We start from the raw sequence: 14720 nt of genomic DNA, 5'->3' as shown, positions 1-14720 counted from the left end.
CCTGGCCGCTGGCCAGGTGTGTTAAGCTTCGAGCTCGCGGACAAAACCGCGATGCCTCCGCTTTCGCCTCGCCGATCGGAAACGCTCGCACCGGTATCCGCGTCACCCCTGCCCCGCCATGTCCTCCCGATTGTTTTTCTGGTCCCTCACTTCGGCTCTGGCCGGATTTCTCTTTGGCTTCGATACGGTCGTTATTTCCGGCGCCGAACAAAAGATCCAGACACTCTGGTCGCTGAGCGCCACGTTGCACGGCATCGCGATCGCCTCGGCCCTCTATGGCACCGTGCTCGGCGCGCTGATCGGCGGTTGGCCCACCGACCGCTTCGGTCGCCGCCCCACCCTGATTGCGATCGGGCTGCTCTACTTCGTGTCGGCACTGTGGTCCGGTTTGGCGACCGATGTGAATGCCTTCATCATCGCCCGCTTTCTGGGCGGGCTGGGCGTCGGCATTTCCACCGTCGCCGCGCCGCTCTACATCGCCGAAATCTCGCCGCCCGAACGGCGCGGTCGCTTGGCCGGGCTGTTTCAGTTCAACATCGTCTTCGGCATCCTGGTCGCGTTCCTGTCCAATGCCCTGATCAGCGGTCTCGGCGGCGACCACGCATGGCGCTGGATGTTGGCGATCGAGGCCGTGCCCGCGCTCATTTACACGGTGCTTTGCCTGCGTATCCCGGAAAGCCCGCGTTGGCTGATCGCGCGCAAGGGTGACATCGAGCAAGGTCAAGCCGTGCTGCGCCTGATCCAACCGGACGCCGACGAGAGCGCCATCGCGGCGCAGGCCCGGACCATTGCCGAGGCCGCTGCGACCGAGCAGCGCGAGGCGGGTTCGATGTGGGCGGGGCACCTGCGCAAACCCATCCTGCTCGCCTTCCTCATCGCGTTCTTCAATCAGCTCTCGGGGATCAACGCGGTGCTTTATTTCGCGCCGCGCATCTTCGCCCTGACGGGTCTCGGCGAACGCGCCGCGCTGCTGCAGTCGGTGGGTATCGGCATCACCAACCTGGTTTTCACCTTTGTCGGTCTCTGGCTCATCGATCGGCTTGGCCGCCGCACCCTACTCTACCTCGGCTCAATCGGCTACATCACCTCGCTCGGACTCACCGCCTGGGCGTTCTTCAGTGAAACCTATGCGATCGTTCCGGCCTGTATCTTCGCGTTCATCGCCGCGCATGCCGTGGGTCAGGGCGCGGTGATCTGGGTGTTCATCTCCGAGATTTTTCCCAATCGCCATCGCGCGGAAGGTCAGGCACTCGGGTCCAGCACCCATTGGGTGTTCGCCGCGTTGCTCACGTCCGTCTTTCCCAAACTGGTTGAACTCATGCCCCCAGGCGCGGTGTTCCTCATCTTCACCGGCATGATGGTGCTGCAACTTCTGTGGGTGCGCTTGATGGTGCCGGAAACCAAGGGCGTGCCCTTGGAGGAAATTCAGCGCCGCCTCGGCTTAACCTGAGGGCTCAATCCGCCGACAAGCTGCGCGCGTTGAAGGAAATCGACTCCATCACCTCGCCGTCGGACCCGATCAAGGTGAGGAAAACCACAAAGGCATAGGGCGGCCGCGCCACCGGCGGTGAACTCAGCTTGTTGCCGGACACCCCGAGCACCGTGCGCTGCTGTCCGGCTTTGTTCGGCTGGTTCCAGCGAGCCATCGCGCGAATCGCGTCCGGCGCGACCTCTTTTTTCTCCTCGTCGTAGAAGCGCAGCACGAACGACAGGTTTTCGACGTTGAAGCCGTAATAACCGCCGCCCTTCCGCGCCATTTGGATGCCAATGATCTCCGGCTCCTCCTCCGCGTCCTTCGTTCCCTGGGCCCAACTGCCAAGCGGCATCGCAAACACGAGGACGAGCAGGAGCAAGGGGGACAGGCGCTTCATGCCGACACGCTGCCCCGCAATCCGCCTCGAGGCAAGTCACGCGGCCACCCCGCTTGAGCCAGACGCGTTTCTGACCACGCTTTTACGTCATGCGTTCTTCGCGTTCCGATTGGGTCGAACACCTTTACCAAGCCCTCGCCAACGACGAGGACGCGCGGGTGTGCAAAGCCATCTCCGACAAAGCCTGTCGCGAGGTGCCCGGAAACTTCCTGCGCCAGCTGGCCGCCCAGACGCTGACCGGCCTTGGGGATCGACTGGCCAATCCCAAAACGACGCTCGCCTGGCTGTTGCAGGCGGTCGGCGCGCCTTCGCTGTTTCTCGCGCTCATCGTGCCGCTGCGCGAAGCCGGTTCGCTCCTGCCCCAGCTGTTCATCGCCGGCACGCTGCGGCGCCTGCCCTTGCGCAAGTGGGTTTGGGTGGGCGGGGCGATCGCCCAAGCCGCCGCGGTGGCCGGTCTCGCGCTCGTGGCCACAACCCTCGAAGGCACCGCCGCCGGGTTGGCCGTGGTGGCACTGGTCGCATGGTTCGCCCTGGCGCGCGGCTTCTGCTCCATCGCCTCCAAGGATGTATTGGGAAAATCCATACCCAAAACCCGCCGCGGCCGGCTTTCGGGCTGGAAGTCGTCGCTGAGCGGCGTGCTCGCCCTCGGCGCCGGCGTGCTGCTGCTGCTGCGCCCGGAGGGCACCGATGGCTCGTCGTCGCTCTTTCTCATCTGGCTGCTTATCGCCGCCGCTCTCTGGCTCGGCGCCGCGTCGATCTACGCCACGGTGCAGGAATTCCCCGGTGAAACCAGCGGCGGCGGCAACGCCTGGGATCACGCCAAGGAGCGCCTGCAACTGCTGCGTGACGATCGTCCCTTCCGCGACTTCGTCACGGTGCGGGCGCTCGCGGTCGGTTCCGGTCTGAGCGCGCCGTTTGTGATCTCTCTCGCCCATCGCGAACTCGGCGGCGCCGCGCAATGGCTCGGCATCTTCATCATCGTCGATGGACTCGCCGCCATGGTGTCGGCGCCGATTTGGGGCCGCTTCGCCGATGCCTCCAGCCGCGCCGTGCTGCGCGTCGCGATGGGCTTGGTCGCGGGGCTCCTCGCGGTCGTGATCGGCCTCACCTTCCTCGAGCTTTCGCGCGAGGTCGCGCAGATCGCGTTCCCCGCGCTCTTTTTCGCGCTGGGCGTCGCCCACAGCGGCGTGCGCCTCGGTCGTAAGACCTACCTCGTCGACATGGCGGAGGGCGATCAACGCACAGACTACGTGGCCGTCAGTAACAGCGTGATTGGCGTGCTGCTCCTCATCGCCGGCACGATCACCGGCGCGCTGTCACTGCTGTCGCTGCCCTTGGCCCTCGGAGTCTTCGCCGCCTGTGCCTTGGCCGGCGTGCTGCTGGGTCACCGCCTGCCGGACGTGAGTGCTTGAGAGTCTCGCCCTCGCCTCGGCCTACGGCTGGTCGATCGAAGCATCGAGCGACTTGGGCTGTTTTAGCAGGTCAAGGGGAGGCGCAAGGACGTCACTCACCAGCACCAGATCCTCGAATCGCCAGACCCCAGCCTCCCGCTCCGCGGTCACATGAAGCGTTCCGGAGGCCTGGGGTCCGTGCAATGGAATGATCAGGCGCGCCGACCCAGCATCATTGGTGAAACTTACCTCCCCGACCACCCACCAGCCTTCCGTGATCGGCTCCCCCAAGGCTCTCACCACCGCCGGGTTCTCCCGCGCCTGGGCCACGGCCAGCGTGTAAGCCTGGCTACGTTTGATGAGCGAGGTAAGCCCGAGCACGAAAGCCAAACAGGCCGCCGCCAACACCGCGACGGCCACGGGCACCGCCCACTTCCAATGGCGCTGCAGCCAATCGGGACGACGCGGGGGTGACAGCGGAGGGGGTGCGTTCATCGTTTAACTTCGCCGCGCTAGCGATCGCTGTCCCGCTTCGACATGAACGCCCCGAGCGGAAGACCGAGCGCCACGCCCAAGGCCAGGCCCAGGCCAAGGTTGCCCACGGCCACCCCCAAGGCCGTGCCCACGCCAAGGCCAATCGCCAAGCCAGCGCCGATTCTCGAACCAGGGTTCGAATTCATGCGCCAAACGCTGGTCGAACGTGGTCGGGATCACAAAACAAAACGGCCTCGGCGAGCAGGCCTCATCACCGTCCGACTTGGGGTTCGAACCGCACTGCCCGCGCCTGCTCAAACCATGCGGTGTCCCTGAAATTCATGTTATGCGTGATGTAGCCGAAACGAAACGTGAACGGCGCACCATCCGACCAGCGGCCGTCGATCACCCAGCTTGAATCGGTGTAGCGAACCAAGGTCACGGTGCGTTCCTCGCCCGGCGCCAAGTCACCCACCGGGAAGGTCTGGCCACTCGCAGTCACGGTAACGGCTGTCAGCATTTCACCCGAGTGGTTCACCAACTTCAGTTTCGCGGAGAACAGCGGAAGAATCATCACGGCCAGTGCCGCGAAGACCGCGACCACGATGAACAGGAGCCCATACACGCGCACCGGATTCGGCGAAGACGAACGCGCGGTCATGTCCCATCACTCCCCACGCTCGCCGCGCCGTTCGCCGCGGAGCGCTTCCCAACGCGCGAGGCGGTCGGCGATGCGCGGTTCAAGACCGTTGGCCGAGGGTTCGTAGATTTTGAGCGGTTGCTCGAGGTAGGTCTGACCCGAAATGCCTTCCGGGAAATCGTGTGAGTAGAGGTAACCCTTGCCGTGCCCCATCCGCTTGCTGGCCTTCCCGCCCTTGTCGCGGAGATGCGTTGGCACGCTTTGCACCGGGGCCGACTTGATCGCCTGCTTCGCCGCCGCGAGCGCCATGGTGGCGGAGTTGCTCTTGGGCGCGCAGGCGATGTGCAGGGTGGCATGCGCGAGCGTGAGCTCGGCTTCGGGCAGGCCGATGAAATCGCAGGCGTGGTGGGCCGAGACCGCCAAGGGCAGCGCGAAGGGATCGGCCAGGCCGATGTCCTCACTGGCGAGAATCACGAGACGCCGCGCGATGAAGCGCGGGTCTTCGCCGCCCTCCAACATCTTGGCCAACCAATACATCGCGGCATCGGGATCACCACCCCGGCAGCTTTTGATGTAGGCCGAGATGGTGTCGTAATGCTCGTCCTCGTTGGCGTCGTAACGGATGCGACGTTCGCGGGCGAAGGCCTCCAACTCAGCCGGTTCGATGGCTGTCTTGCCGTCGAGCGACAGCGCGATGACCTCGAGCGCGTTGAGCGCGCGCCGCAGGTCGCCGTCGCACAGCACCGCGAGGTCGGCGAGCACGGCATCGTCGGCCTGCAGGCCGCGATCGCCGAGGCCGCGTTCGGCATCCTCCAGCGCGCGGCGGAGGACCGAGGCGACGGCTTCGGTCGACAGCGGTTCGAGGCGGAAGAGGTGACTGCGCGAGAGGAGCGGCGGGTTGACGTAAAAACCCGGATTGTGCGTCGTCGCGCCGATGAGCCGCACGTTGCCTTCCTCGACATCGGGCAGGAGCAGGTCCTGTTGCGATTTGTTGAAGCGGTGCAGCTCGTCGATGAAGAGGAGGGTGCGCGCCTCGGGCATCTTGCGCGCGATGGAGAGGATCTCGCGCAGCTCGGCCACGTTGGACATGACCGCGTTGATGCGCACGAAGCGGCTGCCGGTCTCGCGGGCGATGACTTCGGCAAAGCTGGTTTTGCCGCAGCCGGGCGGACCGTAAAACAGCAGGCTGCCGAACCGATCGGTGGAGATGAGCTGCGGCAGCAGGCTGCCGGCGCGGGTGAGGTGTTCCTGGCCCACGATATCGGCGAGCGCGCGGGGGCGCATGCGGGCGGCAAGCGGCTGGTGCGCGCCGGGTTTGGATTGATCGCCGTCGTTCACACCACCCTGCCCCGCGGTGGAACCGGCGGAGGGATCGGCAAAGAGGTCGGACTGGTCGGGCGGCACCATCGGAAGGATTCAAAATGAAACAAAGCCACCACGGAATGAAAGATTCGCTTTTCGGAAAGCGTTACAGGAGGCGATGCACCTCGACCGCGCTTCAGGTCACCGGGCGCCACTCTTGTGGCTGGTGCTGCCCTTCGCGGTCGGCATCGGTGTCGCGCACGCTCGCACCGAACCGGTGTCGACGGCGGTCCTCGTGACGGTGGCCTTGCTCGGGCTCGGCGGCGCCTTGCTCGGGCTGCGCCGGCGGCCGCGCCTTGCGCTGGCCGCGATGGCCTTGGCGGTGGCCGCTGGCGGTGCGCTGCACCTCGAGCGCCATCGCCAACGTTTGCCAGACTGGGATCGCTTGCCCGCGCGCGAAGCGCAACTGGTCGTGCGCGTGGACCGCCCCTTTCAAACGCGCGACCTAAACGAGCGCTTGAGCGTGATCGGCACCGCCATCGCCGCGGACGCTCACCTGCAGGATTTGGTCGGGCAGTCGCTGCATGTTCGCGTGTGGCGCTACCACAACCCGGCTCCGGTGCAGCGCGGTGGACTCATCACGGTGCGCGGCGAATTGGAACCCTTGCCCCGACATCCGCCGCTGGACGAAAGCGACGGGTTCATCGCCTACCTCATCGACAACGGTATCAACTTTCGTCTCGGCCGCGGTCGATTGGTCGACGCGACCTTGCCGAGCTCGGCTTATGCCCGCTGGCGGGGCGCATGGGCCGAGCGACTCGACAGCCGGCTGGGCGCCGGCCTGGAAGATCACCCGGCACTGGCGGGGGCCCTGAGCGCGATGGTGCTCGGCCAACGGCGCGCGATCGGCGACGAGGCCAAGGCCTTGTTCATGCGCAGCGGCACGATGCACCTCTTCGCGATCAGCGGCCTACACATCGGTGTGGTCGCGGTGGGGCTCTACACGATGTTGCGCCTGCTGCGGTTGGGACCGCGCGCCACGATGATCGTCGGCAGCACCTTGCTCGCGTTCTACGTGGACCTGATCGGGCAACCGCCCTCGGCCGTGCGCGCGTGGTTGATGGTCACCTGCCTGCAACTCGGCCGCATCAGCCGCGCGCCCCAAAACCCGGTGTCGTCCATCGCCGGGTCGGCCTTGCTGGTGCTGCTGCTGGATCCACTGCAGTTGTTCTCCGCCGGGTTTCAAATGAGCTACGGCATCGTGATGGCCTTGCTGCTCTACGGTCTGCCCATGGCCGAACGCTGGCAGCAACGCTTCCGCCTCTGGCGCCACACCCCCGAGTGCGACGTGAGCTCAAGGCAGCGTTGGTGGCGGCGGCGCTGGGAAGAGGTGCTCACCAGCGTGGCGATGGCCTGGGCCGCGACGCTGGTCGGACTGATTGCGGGCGTCGCGTTCTTCGGTTGGTTCAGCCCGTTTGCCTTGGCCGCCAATCTGGTGCTCATTCCCCTCGCGTTTGTCGTCATCAAATGCGGCTTCATCGCCCTGCTGGCGGCGGCGATCGGACTCACGCCAGTGGTGATGTTGTTCAACCACGCCGCAGCCCTGGTCTTGCTCGTGATGCAGTCGCTGCTGGCCACGGCGATGCGCCTCCCGGGGTCGGCGTGGCCGGCGGGATTCGTGCACCCCTGGTGGGGTCCCGGTGCCATCTGCGCCCTGCTCGTCGTCATGGCCTGGGGCTACAGCCAGGGTTGGCAAGGTCGCTGGGCCCGCCCTTGGTGGCCGGCGGCCTTGGCGGCGGTCGTGCTTGTCAGCGGCATGCGAATGTCGTGAAACAGGCCCACATGAAAAGCGCCTACGAACTCGCCATGGAACGCCTCGCCAAGTCGGACCCCGACGCGGCCAAACCGCTCACCGCCGAGCAAAAAACCAAGCTGGCGGACATCGACACGGTCTATCAGGGCAAACTCGCCGAGCGGGAAATCTTCCTGAAGCAGAAGCTCGAAGAGGCGATGGCCAATCAGGACCTCGAAGCCATCGGCCAAGTGCGCGAACAGCTCCAAAGCGAACGCGCGCGGCTCGAGGAGGAACGCGAAGACGAAAAAGACCGCGTGCGAAAGGGCTGAGGCGCGGCGCTGGCGGAGAGGGAACGCTCATCTTCGCTTATATTCGCTGATCTCAATTTTCGAAACTCATCCACGAATGAAAAAGGAGATCTACCGCGAAGAAGGGTATGCGCTCATGGGCGCCGCTTTTGAGGTCTACAACCAAAGTGGCTACGGCATGGGCGAAGAAATCTACCAGGAAAGCTTGGAGGTGGAACTTGAGCTTCGCGGCATTCGTTTCCAATCGAAGCCCGAGCTGCGGTGCTTCTACAAGGAGCGGGAACTGCGCAAGCGCTACTACCCGGATCTCCTAGTATCCGATTGCTTGGTTGTTGAACTCAAAGCCGTCGCGGCGCTGACCGCCGAGCACGAAGCGCAACTCTTCAACTATCTCCGCATCACCCGCCGCCCGGTCGGCTACCTCATCAACTTCGGACACGCCGGAACGCTCGAATGGAAGCGCCTCATTCTCTCAGAATTCGCGCCTTAAATTGGCGCGCCATCAGCGAAAATCAGCGCAGATTAGCGTTCCCATTCCTTTCCACGTGCTAGTTCAGGCGGCCTTGGTAGCGTTGAGCCACAGGGCGACGAAGTGGCCGATTGAGACGGCGACCAGGCAGAGCGCGAGGTTGCCCACAGCGTTACCGCCCGCGTGCAGCCATTGGCCGGCACGGGCATGATTCAGGGTTTGCAGACTGAAAGAGGAGAAGGTGGTGAAGCCGCCGAACAGACCCACCATCAGAAACTGGCGGGCATGGGGTCCCATCAAGACGCGCCCGTCGGGCGAGGTGAGCGTAGCGACAAAGCCAATGAGGAAGGACCCGACCACGTTCACGCACAGCGTGCCCCAGGGGAACGACTCACCAAAACGCTCGGCCATGAGGTTCGAGATGGCAAAGCGGCCGAGTCCGCCCAGACCGCTGCCCATGAATATCCAAAAATAAAGTGCCATGATGATGCCGTCGCCCCAAACGCGTAGGCATCATCCGCCGCGACCGCAACCGCGCTGATTCACTGCGCGATCCGGGCGATTACTCGCACTTCAGCGTGATCGCGGGGTCGATCGACATGGCGCGGCGGGCCGGCACGTAGCAGGCGAGGAAGGAAACGCCCAAGAGCAGCAGCGTGACGCCGCCGAAGACCGGCAGGTCGAACGGGTTGAGACCAACCAAGAGTCCCGCAAGAACCTGGGCCAAGCCGAGGGCGAATAGCAGTCCGATCGACAGCCCCACCACGATGAGCACCAGACCACTGCGCACCACGAGGCGGAACACGTCCGCCCGGTCCGCGCCCAGCGCTAGGCGAATGCCGATCTCGCGGGTGCGTTGGCTGACCGAGTAGGCGACGACGCCGTAGAGGCCCATGATCGCGAGCAACAGGCCCACCGCGCCTTGCGCGCCGGACATGAATGCGGCCATCCGCAACGGCAGGTAGCCGAAGGCCGTGGTGCGCAGGTGCTCCTCCATCGTGAGGGTGCTGTAGACCGGCAGTTCGGGGTCGAGCCGTTGCAGCACGCGGCGCAGTTCCGCCAAAACACCGGCGGCTTCGCCCTGCGTGCGCACGAAGAGGGTGACCGGCTGGTTGTAGGCCTGCGCGTAGGGGCGGAAGTAGGCCGGGCGATCTGCCTCGCTGATCATCACGTATTTACCGGTGGCCACCACGCCGACCACCTCGGCGGTGAAGTCGTAGCTGGTGAGCCGCTGACCGATCGCGTCGCCTTCCGGCCACAACTTGCGGGCCAGCGCCTCGTTCACGACGACCACCGCCGGCGCCTCCGCCGTATCCTGTTCGCTGATACCGCGACCCCGCAGCAGCGGCACGCGCATGGTGTCGAAGAAATGCTCATCAACGTGATTACTGGCTGCATTGATCGTGCCTTCCCGCAGCCCGGCGTCGTTCACAAACGGCGCGTTGGCATCGGCCACATCGCGCAAGCCGGGGGAGTTGCTCATGGGCAGCACCGTGGCGAAGGCCACCCCTTCCACGCCGGGCACCCCACTGAGGTCGGCGCGCAATTGTTTAAGGAAGGTTCGGCCATGGTCCGGTTCGTAGCCCTGCAGGTCCAAATCGATCGAAGCGAGCGCCACGTTCTGCGGGTCGAAGCCCAGTGGGATCTTCGCGGCGTGATTCAGGCTGCGCAGGAACAGTCCGCCCGCCATCAGCACGATGGCGCAAAAGGTGACCTGGGAGATCACGAGGCCGTTGCGCAGCCAGTGCCGACGTTGTCCTCCGCCGACGGAACCACCGGCTTTGAGAATTTTCTGCACATCCAGCTTGGTGGCGCGCAGGGCCGGCAGAAGCCCCGTGACCATGCCGGCGAACAGCGACACCGCCACGGCAAAGACCGGGATCCACCACGAACCCGTCACCGCTTCGGTTGCCAAGGGCATGTCCCCCGAGGGCGAGAGCCGGGCCAGGGCCTCACTGGCAAGGTAACTCAGTCCCCATCCCGCCGCCCCGGCAACGAGGGCCAAGAGCATGCTCTCGGTGAGCAACTGGCGGATGAGCCGCCCGCGGGAACCGCCGACCGCGGCGCGAATCCCGAGTTCGCGTTGGCGCGAGGCGGCGCGGGCAAAAAGCAGGTTGGAAACATTCGCGCAGGCGATGAGCAGGATCATCAGCACCAGCGCAAAGAACACCACCGCGGCCAAGGGCATGAATCCGCTCACGTTGGGGTCGGGGCGGCTGAACTGCTCGCGGATGACTCCGGTGGTGACGTTGTCGAGTTTGCCGGTTTGGTGCAACGGGCGGAGCCGTTCATCGACCACCGCAATCTCCGCTTCCACCCGCGACTCGGTGTAACCCGGCGCCAGGTGGGCCACGATGCGGAAGCCTTCCCAGTCGTGATTGGTGAACATGCTTTGGTCCCAGCCATACAAGGTCGGCATCATGGAGATGTTCACCCACCCCGCCGGCCCGATGCCCCACTGACCGCCGTTGAACCCGGCCTGGGCGACGCCGATCACCTCCATGGGCTTGCCGTTGATGGCGACCGAACGACCGATGACGCCAGGGTCGGCGCCGAGGCGATCCGTCCAGTAGGAGTGATTGAGCACGATGTAGGGATCGGCTCCCGGCTGTTCGCCTTCGCCGGGCAGGAACAAACGGCCCCGGCTCGCCTTGGCCCCCAAGGCTTCAAGATAATTGGGGCTGATGTTTTCGATCCACGTGCGATGGGGCATCTGCCCGGACCAGGCGAGGTGCACCGGACGCAACATCACCGCACTGGCGTCTTCCAGTCCCGGCACTTGGTCACGATAAGCCTCGTAGTCGGCCCACGAAAACATCGAGGCGAACTGGTTGGCCGGGTCGTGCCGGTTCATGACCACGAGTCGCTCCGGCGCGGTCACCTTCAGCGGCTGGAAAAAGAAAATGTCGATGACCGAAAAAATCGTGATGTTGGCGCCGAGCCCGAGGCCCAGCGTCATGACGGCGACGAACGTGAAGCCCTTGTGCTTGAGCAGCATCTTCAAGCCGTAGCGCAGGTCCTGGCGCAGGTGGGTGAGCCAGGCAAAACCGCGCGCCTCGCGACCGGCTTCGGCAATGGCGTCGGCCGGGCCGAACTGCAGATTGGCCGCCCGCACCGCCTCCTGCCGCGACATGCCGGCGGCGAGGTTGGCCTCGACCTGGGCTTCACGGTGGTAACGCATTTCCTCGGCCATCTCGGCGTCCACCTGTTTGCCGCGCAGGAGCGTGCGCAGGGCGTGGGTGAGTTTCTTGAATACATTCATGGCGGGTTCCCCGATCGGTGGTTGCGGTGGTGGTGTTGCGGCGCGGTTCAGGCTTCGTCCGCTTTGGCGAGCACCTGGCTCACCGCTGAGGTGAGGCGTTCCCAGGTGGCCTGCTCGGCCACGAGCTGCTGGCGGCCGGCTTTGGTGAGCGCGTAGAATTTCGCGCGGCGGTTGTTATCGGAAACGCCCCACTCCGCCTCGATCCAGCCCTTGCGCTCCATGCGGTAAAGCGCCGGATAGAGCGATCCCTCTTCAACGCGCAGCGCGTCGGCCGAGAGCAGGTGGATCTTTTGAGCGATACCGAACCCGTGCATCGGGCCGGCGTTGAGCACGCGAAGGACGAGGAGGTCGAGCGTGCCTTGGAGGAGTTCGAGTTTACTCATGGCTTTCCCTAGATGCACAAGGGAAAGCCAGCTCTTCCCTAGACGCGCAAGGGAAAAAGGGCAAAAGGCGGAAATTGGGGGCGAATGGCGCCCGGGTGTTTTGACTCAGCGGCCCGCGTTATTCCGCAAATTCGAACTCCGCCAGCAGGGGCAAATGGTCCGAAGCAGTGGTCGGCACGACCTCGTGATGCACGCAGCGCAGCGCGGCGTTGTGGAAGATATGATCCAGCACGAAGGGCATGCGCATCCACGTGATGGTGTCGCGTTGGACCGTCTGGAAACCAACCGCACCAAACTGGTCGATCAACGGGTCGGGTTTGCTGACGTTGAAGTCGCCAGCCAACAGGGTCGGCCCCTGGGCCTGCTGCAGCGCGCGGGCCACGAGTCGGCGTTGTTCGGGATGTTCCTCGCTGCTCGTCTTCAACATAAAGAAGGCGAGCAAGTGGGTGTTCAGGATAGTAAGCTCGCGATCGCCCACCCGGGTCTTCGCGCCGATCAACAGGCGATCCGTGGGGGTTTTGCTTTCTCCAAAAAAGTCGAACTCCACCGGCGGCGAGGGGATATCGATCCGCATCTCGTCGCTGAGCGGCGTCTTCGAGAAGATCGCCAGGCCGATGCCGAAGGGCAGCTCGCGCGGGTCGGCGCGCGGGTAACTGAAGGTTGCGTGATAACCGGGCAAGGCCTCGCGCAGCCGGGCAAAATTGGGGGGCGGTTGAGCCTGCACGCCACCAGGTCGCGCCTGCTCCACTTCCTGGAGGGTGATGATGTCGGCGTCGTGGCGTTGGATCTCCGCGATCGTCTGGTCCAGATCGATGGGCGCATTGTCCGGATCGGCGTCGTCCCAGATCTGACCAAACTGCATGTTGAACTGCAGAAAACGGAAACGGCTCACGGGAGGCGGCCTTTCTTCTGCAGCCGCGCGTTGCTCTCGGGCTGAACCACCAGCGGGTCGCTGGCGCCGGCGTCCCGATCGGCGCGTCCGAACAGTCGGGCGAGCCCCGCCAGGCGTCGTGGGGAGCGCTGCACCGTGACCAGCCCGGTCGATGCACGCCAAACCGATATTTCGGTCCGGCCCGAGACCGTCGCGCGCTGCTCGCTCGGCCGCATGACCGTCACGGTCGGCCGAGACACGTCTCCCAGTCGGGCGGAACGTTGCGCCGCGGGCCACAGGGGCCGGTGGTTGCTGTCGTCACGCCCCCAAGCAACCAGCGGCAACATGGCCGCCATCAGCACGATCGGGATTCTGGACGCACGCCGCATGCTGCGAGGAAGGCTTGTTTGCCAACGATCTGCGGCAAGCCCAATTTTCCGCCGACTCGAGGCGCCATCCTACTCCGGTTCGGCCGTGCCTTCGACGACCCACTCGCGGGCCTCCGGCACTTGTTCGAGAAAGGCCTGCAACGCGGCGCTGCAATGCTCGGCGTAGCGGAAGTGGGCGCCCATGCCGGTGCGCAACTCCACCTCGTAGATGAACTTGTCGGCGTGCGTGCCGTGCTCAAACGGCGTCTGGGCACCGAGCAACAGCGAATAGACGTAGGCCGGACTGCCCCGGTCCATGAGCTCGCGGGTGAGCTCAGCCTGCTCGGCCAGAAGCGCGGCGTGATCGGCGCGCTCGATTTCGGGCGGCAGGTAGAAACCGGCCTGGATGAGCGGCGTCCAACGTTGGCCGGTGCGGTGGCGGTTGAGGTCGCGCAGCTCGGCCAAGGCCATGTTGTTCCAGGCGAAATTCACCCGCATGCGCCGCGTCGCGGTGCCTTGGTAACCGTAGCGGTTGGTGCGATGGCGCAGCGCCTCGGCCACCGACTGTGTCTCGGGCAACCACGGTGGCGTGGCGCGATCGACATGCACCCAGACTTCGTCAGCCAGAGCATCAGTGCTCAGGCGCTCGAGGCCCAGGGAAAGGCTGGCGGCCAGTTCCTGATCGGCCTGCGCCAGGTAGGACTGCTCCGCAAAACTGTGCCGCATGAGCCGCGGCGACTGTTTGACGAGCTCGTCGCGGATGAGCTTGGCGGCGGCTTTCGCCTCCGGGTGCGGCAACGAGTCGAGGTGCTTCACCGTCGTGGCCCACATGCGCGAGGTCTGCACCAGCGCGAGGTTGGTGCGGGTGGCCATGGGGATGAAGTAGCGGGCGCGATCGAGCGCGAAGTTCTTCCGCAGTCGGTTGATGACGGCGGGCTTGGCGCCGTCCGGCAGTCGGATACGATCCGGCTCCGCTTCGCCGAGGGCGTCGAGCCGAGCGTATTCCGCGTGATAGGCCGCGAAGGACTTCGCCATCAGGCCGCGCCAGCGCTCGGCGAGATCGTCAGGGATGCCGATGGCCGCCGGATCGGGCAGGTTGTTGGCATCCATGGTGATGTAGCGGGTGCTCGACTCCTGGCCGTCGGCCATTTGGGCGATTTCGAAGACCTTGAGAGCCAACCACATTGATACGTCATCGAGCGCCACCGCCAGCCCGCCGGTCAGGCCGCCAATCGACGCGTGGCCGTAATCGACAAACTTGAGGATGCGATCGATCGAGGCGTCCGGATTGGCCAGATCCACCTTCTCGAGGATGGAATGGATGCCGTCGTTGCTGCGGGAGTAGCGGGCCAGGACGGAGGCGAGCAGTTCGGGCGTGACTCGGGGAAGATCGGCGGCTGTCGGGGGCGGGACAAGGGCGAGACCAGTGATGCGCATCGGCCGCCATGGGCGCAAAAATCGCCCCCGAGCGCAAAGGCAAAACCGGTCAAATCACGTCCGGTGACGCTGCCTTCAAATAAGTTGCATCTTTGTTGGCGGTTTTTCCGCATGTCGGTTGGATCGACCCGTTCTCGGCGTCCCCCTCC

General features: G+C 65.0%; 16 protein-coding genes. 5 read left to right on the top strand and 11 right to left on the bottom strand.

What is annotated here, in order from left to right; genetic code table 11:
- The first annotated feature begins 118 nt into the window (after positions 1–118).
- Positions 119–1450, top strand: a complete 1332-nt coding sequence (locus tag AC0MRV_RS02560; RefSeq protein WP_472762859.1) for a sugar porter family MFS transporter — start codon at positions 119–121, stop codon at positions 1448–1450.
- 4 nt (positions 1451–1454) lie between these two features.
- On the opposite strand, the gene AC0MRV_RS02555 is transcribed toward AC0MRV_RS02560, so the two are convergent.
- The gene (locus AC0MRV_RS02555; protein WP_472762858.1) at positions 1455–1871 is read right to left on the bottom strand and encodes a hypothetical protein; all 417 of its coding nucleotides are present in this window, start codon (positions 1869–1871) and stop codon (positions 1455–1457) included.
- An 89-nt stretch (positions 1872–1960) separates the two neighbouring features.
- Here AC0MRV_RS02555 and AC0MRV_RS02550 point away from each other — a divergent pair, with 89 nt between their 5' ends.
- A complete protein-coding gene (locus AC0MRV_RS02550; RefSeq protein WP_472762857.1) occupies positions 1961–3283 on the top strand; it encodes an MFS transporter in 1323 nt (440 codons plus the stop codon).
- A gap of 21 nt (positions 3284–3304) precedes the next feature.
- Here AC0MRV_RS02550 and AC0MRV_RS02545 read toward each other — a convergent pair whose 3' ends face one another.
- From AC0MRV_RS02545 to AC0MRV_RS02530, 4 genes are all read right to left on the bottom strand, one after another.
- Complete coding sequence (locus tag AC0MRV_RS02545) at positions 3305–3757, bottom strand: cytochrome c oxidase assembly factor Coa1 family protein (RefSeq protein WP_472762856.1); 453 nt, start codon at positions 3755–3757, stop codon at positions 3305–3307.
- Between the two features lie 17 nt (positions 3758–3774).
- A complete protein-coding gene (locus AC0MRV_RS02540) occupies positions 3775–3942 on the bottom strand; it encodes a glycine zipper domain-containing protein (protein ID WP_472762855.1) in 168 nt (55 codons plus the stop codon).
- Positions 3943–4007: 65 nt separating this feature from the next.
- The gene (locus AC0MRV_RS02535; protein ID WP_472762854.1) at positions 4008–4397 is read right to left on the bottom strand and encodes a hypothetical protein; all 390 of its coding nucleotides are present in this window, start codon (positions 4395–4397) and stop codon (positions 4008–4010) included.
- Between the two features lie 6 nt (positions 4398–4403).
- Positions 4404–5783, bottom strand: coding sequence for a replication-associated recombination protein A (locus AC0MRV_RS02530; RefSeq protein ID WP_472762853.1), 1380 nt, complete (start codon positions 5781–5783; stop codon positions 4404–4406).
- Positions 5784–5856: 73 nt separating this feature from the next.
- Here AC0MRV_RS02530 and AC0MRV_RS02525 point away from each other — a divergent pair, with 73 nt between their 5' ends.
- From AC0MRV_RS02525 to AC0MRV_RS02515, 3 genes are all read left to right on the top strand, one after another.
- On the top strand, positions 5857–7509 hold the full coding sequence (locus AC0MRV_RS02525) for a ComEC/Rec2 family competence protein (RefSeq protein ID WP_472762852.1): 1653 nt from the start codon (positions 5857–5859) through the stop codon (positions 7507–7509).
- Positions 7510–7520: 11 nt separating this feature from the next.
- Positions 7521–7802, top strand: coding sequence for a hypothetical protein (locus AC0MRV_RS02520; RefSeq protein ID WP_472762851.1), 282 nt, complete (start codon positions 7521–7523; stop codon positions 7800–7802).
- Positions 7803–7878: 76 nt separating this feature from the next.
- Positions 7879–8271: a GxxExxY protein gene (locus tag AC0MRV_RS02515; RefSeq protein WP_472762850.1), complete on the top strand. Its 393-nt coding sequence runs from the start codon at positions 7879–7881 to the stop codon at positions 8269–8271.
- A 63-nt stretch (positions 8272–8334) separates the two neighbouring features.
- Here the strand turns inward: AC0MRV_RS02515 and crcB are convergent, their stop codons facing one another.
- The 6 genes from crcB to AC0MRV_RS02485 all read right to left on the bottom strand — a co-directional run bounded on the left by crcB (position 8335) and on the right by AC0MRV_RS02485 (position 14571).
- Positions 8335–8733: a fluoride efflux transporter CrcB gene (crcB, locus tag AC0MRV_RS02510; protein WP_472762849.1), complete on the bottom strand. Its 399-nt coding sequence runs from the start codon at positions 8731–8733 to the stop codon at positions 8335–8337.
- 79 nt (positions 8734–8812) lie between these two features.
- Entirely contained in the window at positions 8813–11512 is a 2700-nt protein-coding gene (locus AC0MRV_RS02505) for an ADOP family duplicated permease (RefSeq protein ID WP_472762848.1), read from the bottom strand.
- 47 nt (positions 11513–11559) lie between these two features.
- Positions 11560–11895 (bottom strand): PadR family transcriptional regulator, encoded by a 336-nt coding sequence (locus AC0MRV_RS02500; protein ID WP_472762847.1) that lies wholly within the window; start codon positions 11893–11895, stop codon positions 11560–11562.
- Between the two features lie 118 nt (positions 11896–12013).
- Positions 12014–12787, bottom strand: coding sequence for an endonuclease/exonuclease/phosphatase family protein (locus AC0MRV_RS02495; RefSeq protein WP_472762846.1), 774 nt, complete (start codon positions 12785–12787; stop codon positions 12014–12016).
- Positions 12784–13155, bottom strand: a complete 372-nt coding sequence (locus AC0MRV_RS02490; protein ID WP_472762845.1) for a hypothetical protein — start codon at positions 13153–13155, stop codon at positions 12784–12786. Before AC0MRV_RS02490 ends, AC0MRV_RS02495 begins: the two co-directional genes overlap by 4 nt.
- Before the next feature lie 69 nt (positions 13156–13224).
- Positions 13225–14571 (bottom strand): FAD-dependent thymidylate synthase, encoded by a 1347-nt coding sequence (locus tag AC0MRV_RS02485; protein ID WP_472762844.1) that lies wholly within the window; start codon positions 14569–14571, stop codon positions 13225–13227.
- Between the last annotated feature and the right edge of the window lie 149 nt (positions 14572–14720).

Source organism: Actomonas spartinae (assembly GCF_051209155.1).
Classification (GTDB): Bacteria; Verrucomicrobiota; Verrucomicrobiia; order Opitutales; family Opitutaceae; genus Actomonas.
Note: the sequence above shows the minus strand (reverse complement) of the source record. Positions and strands in the feature narration are given on the sequence as shown.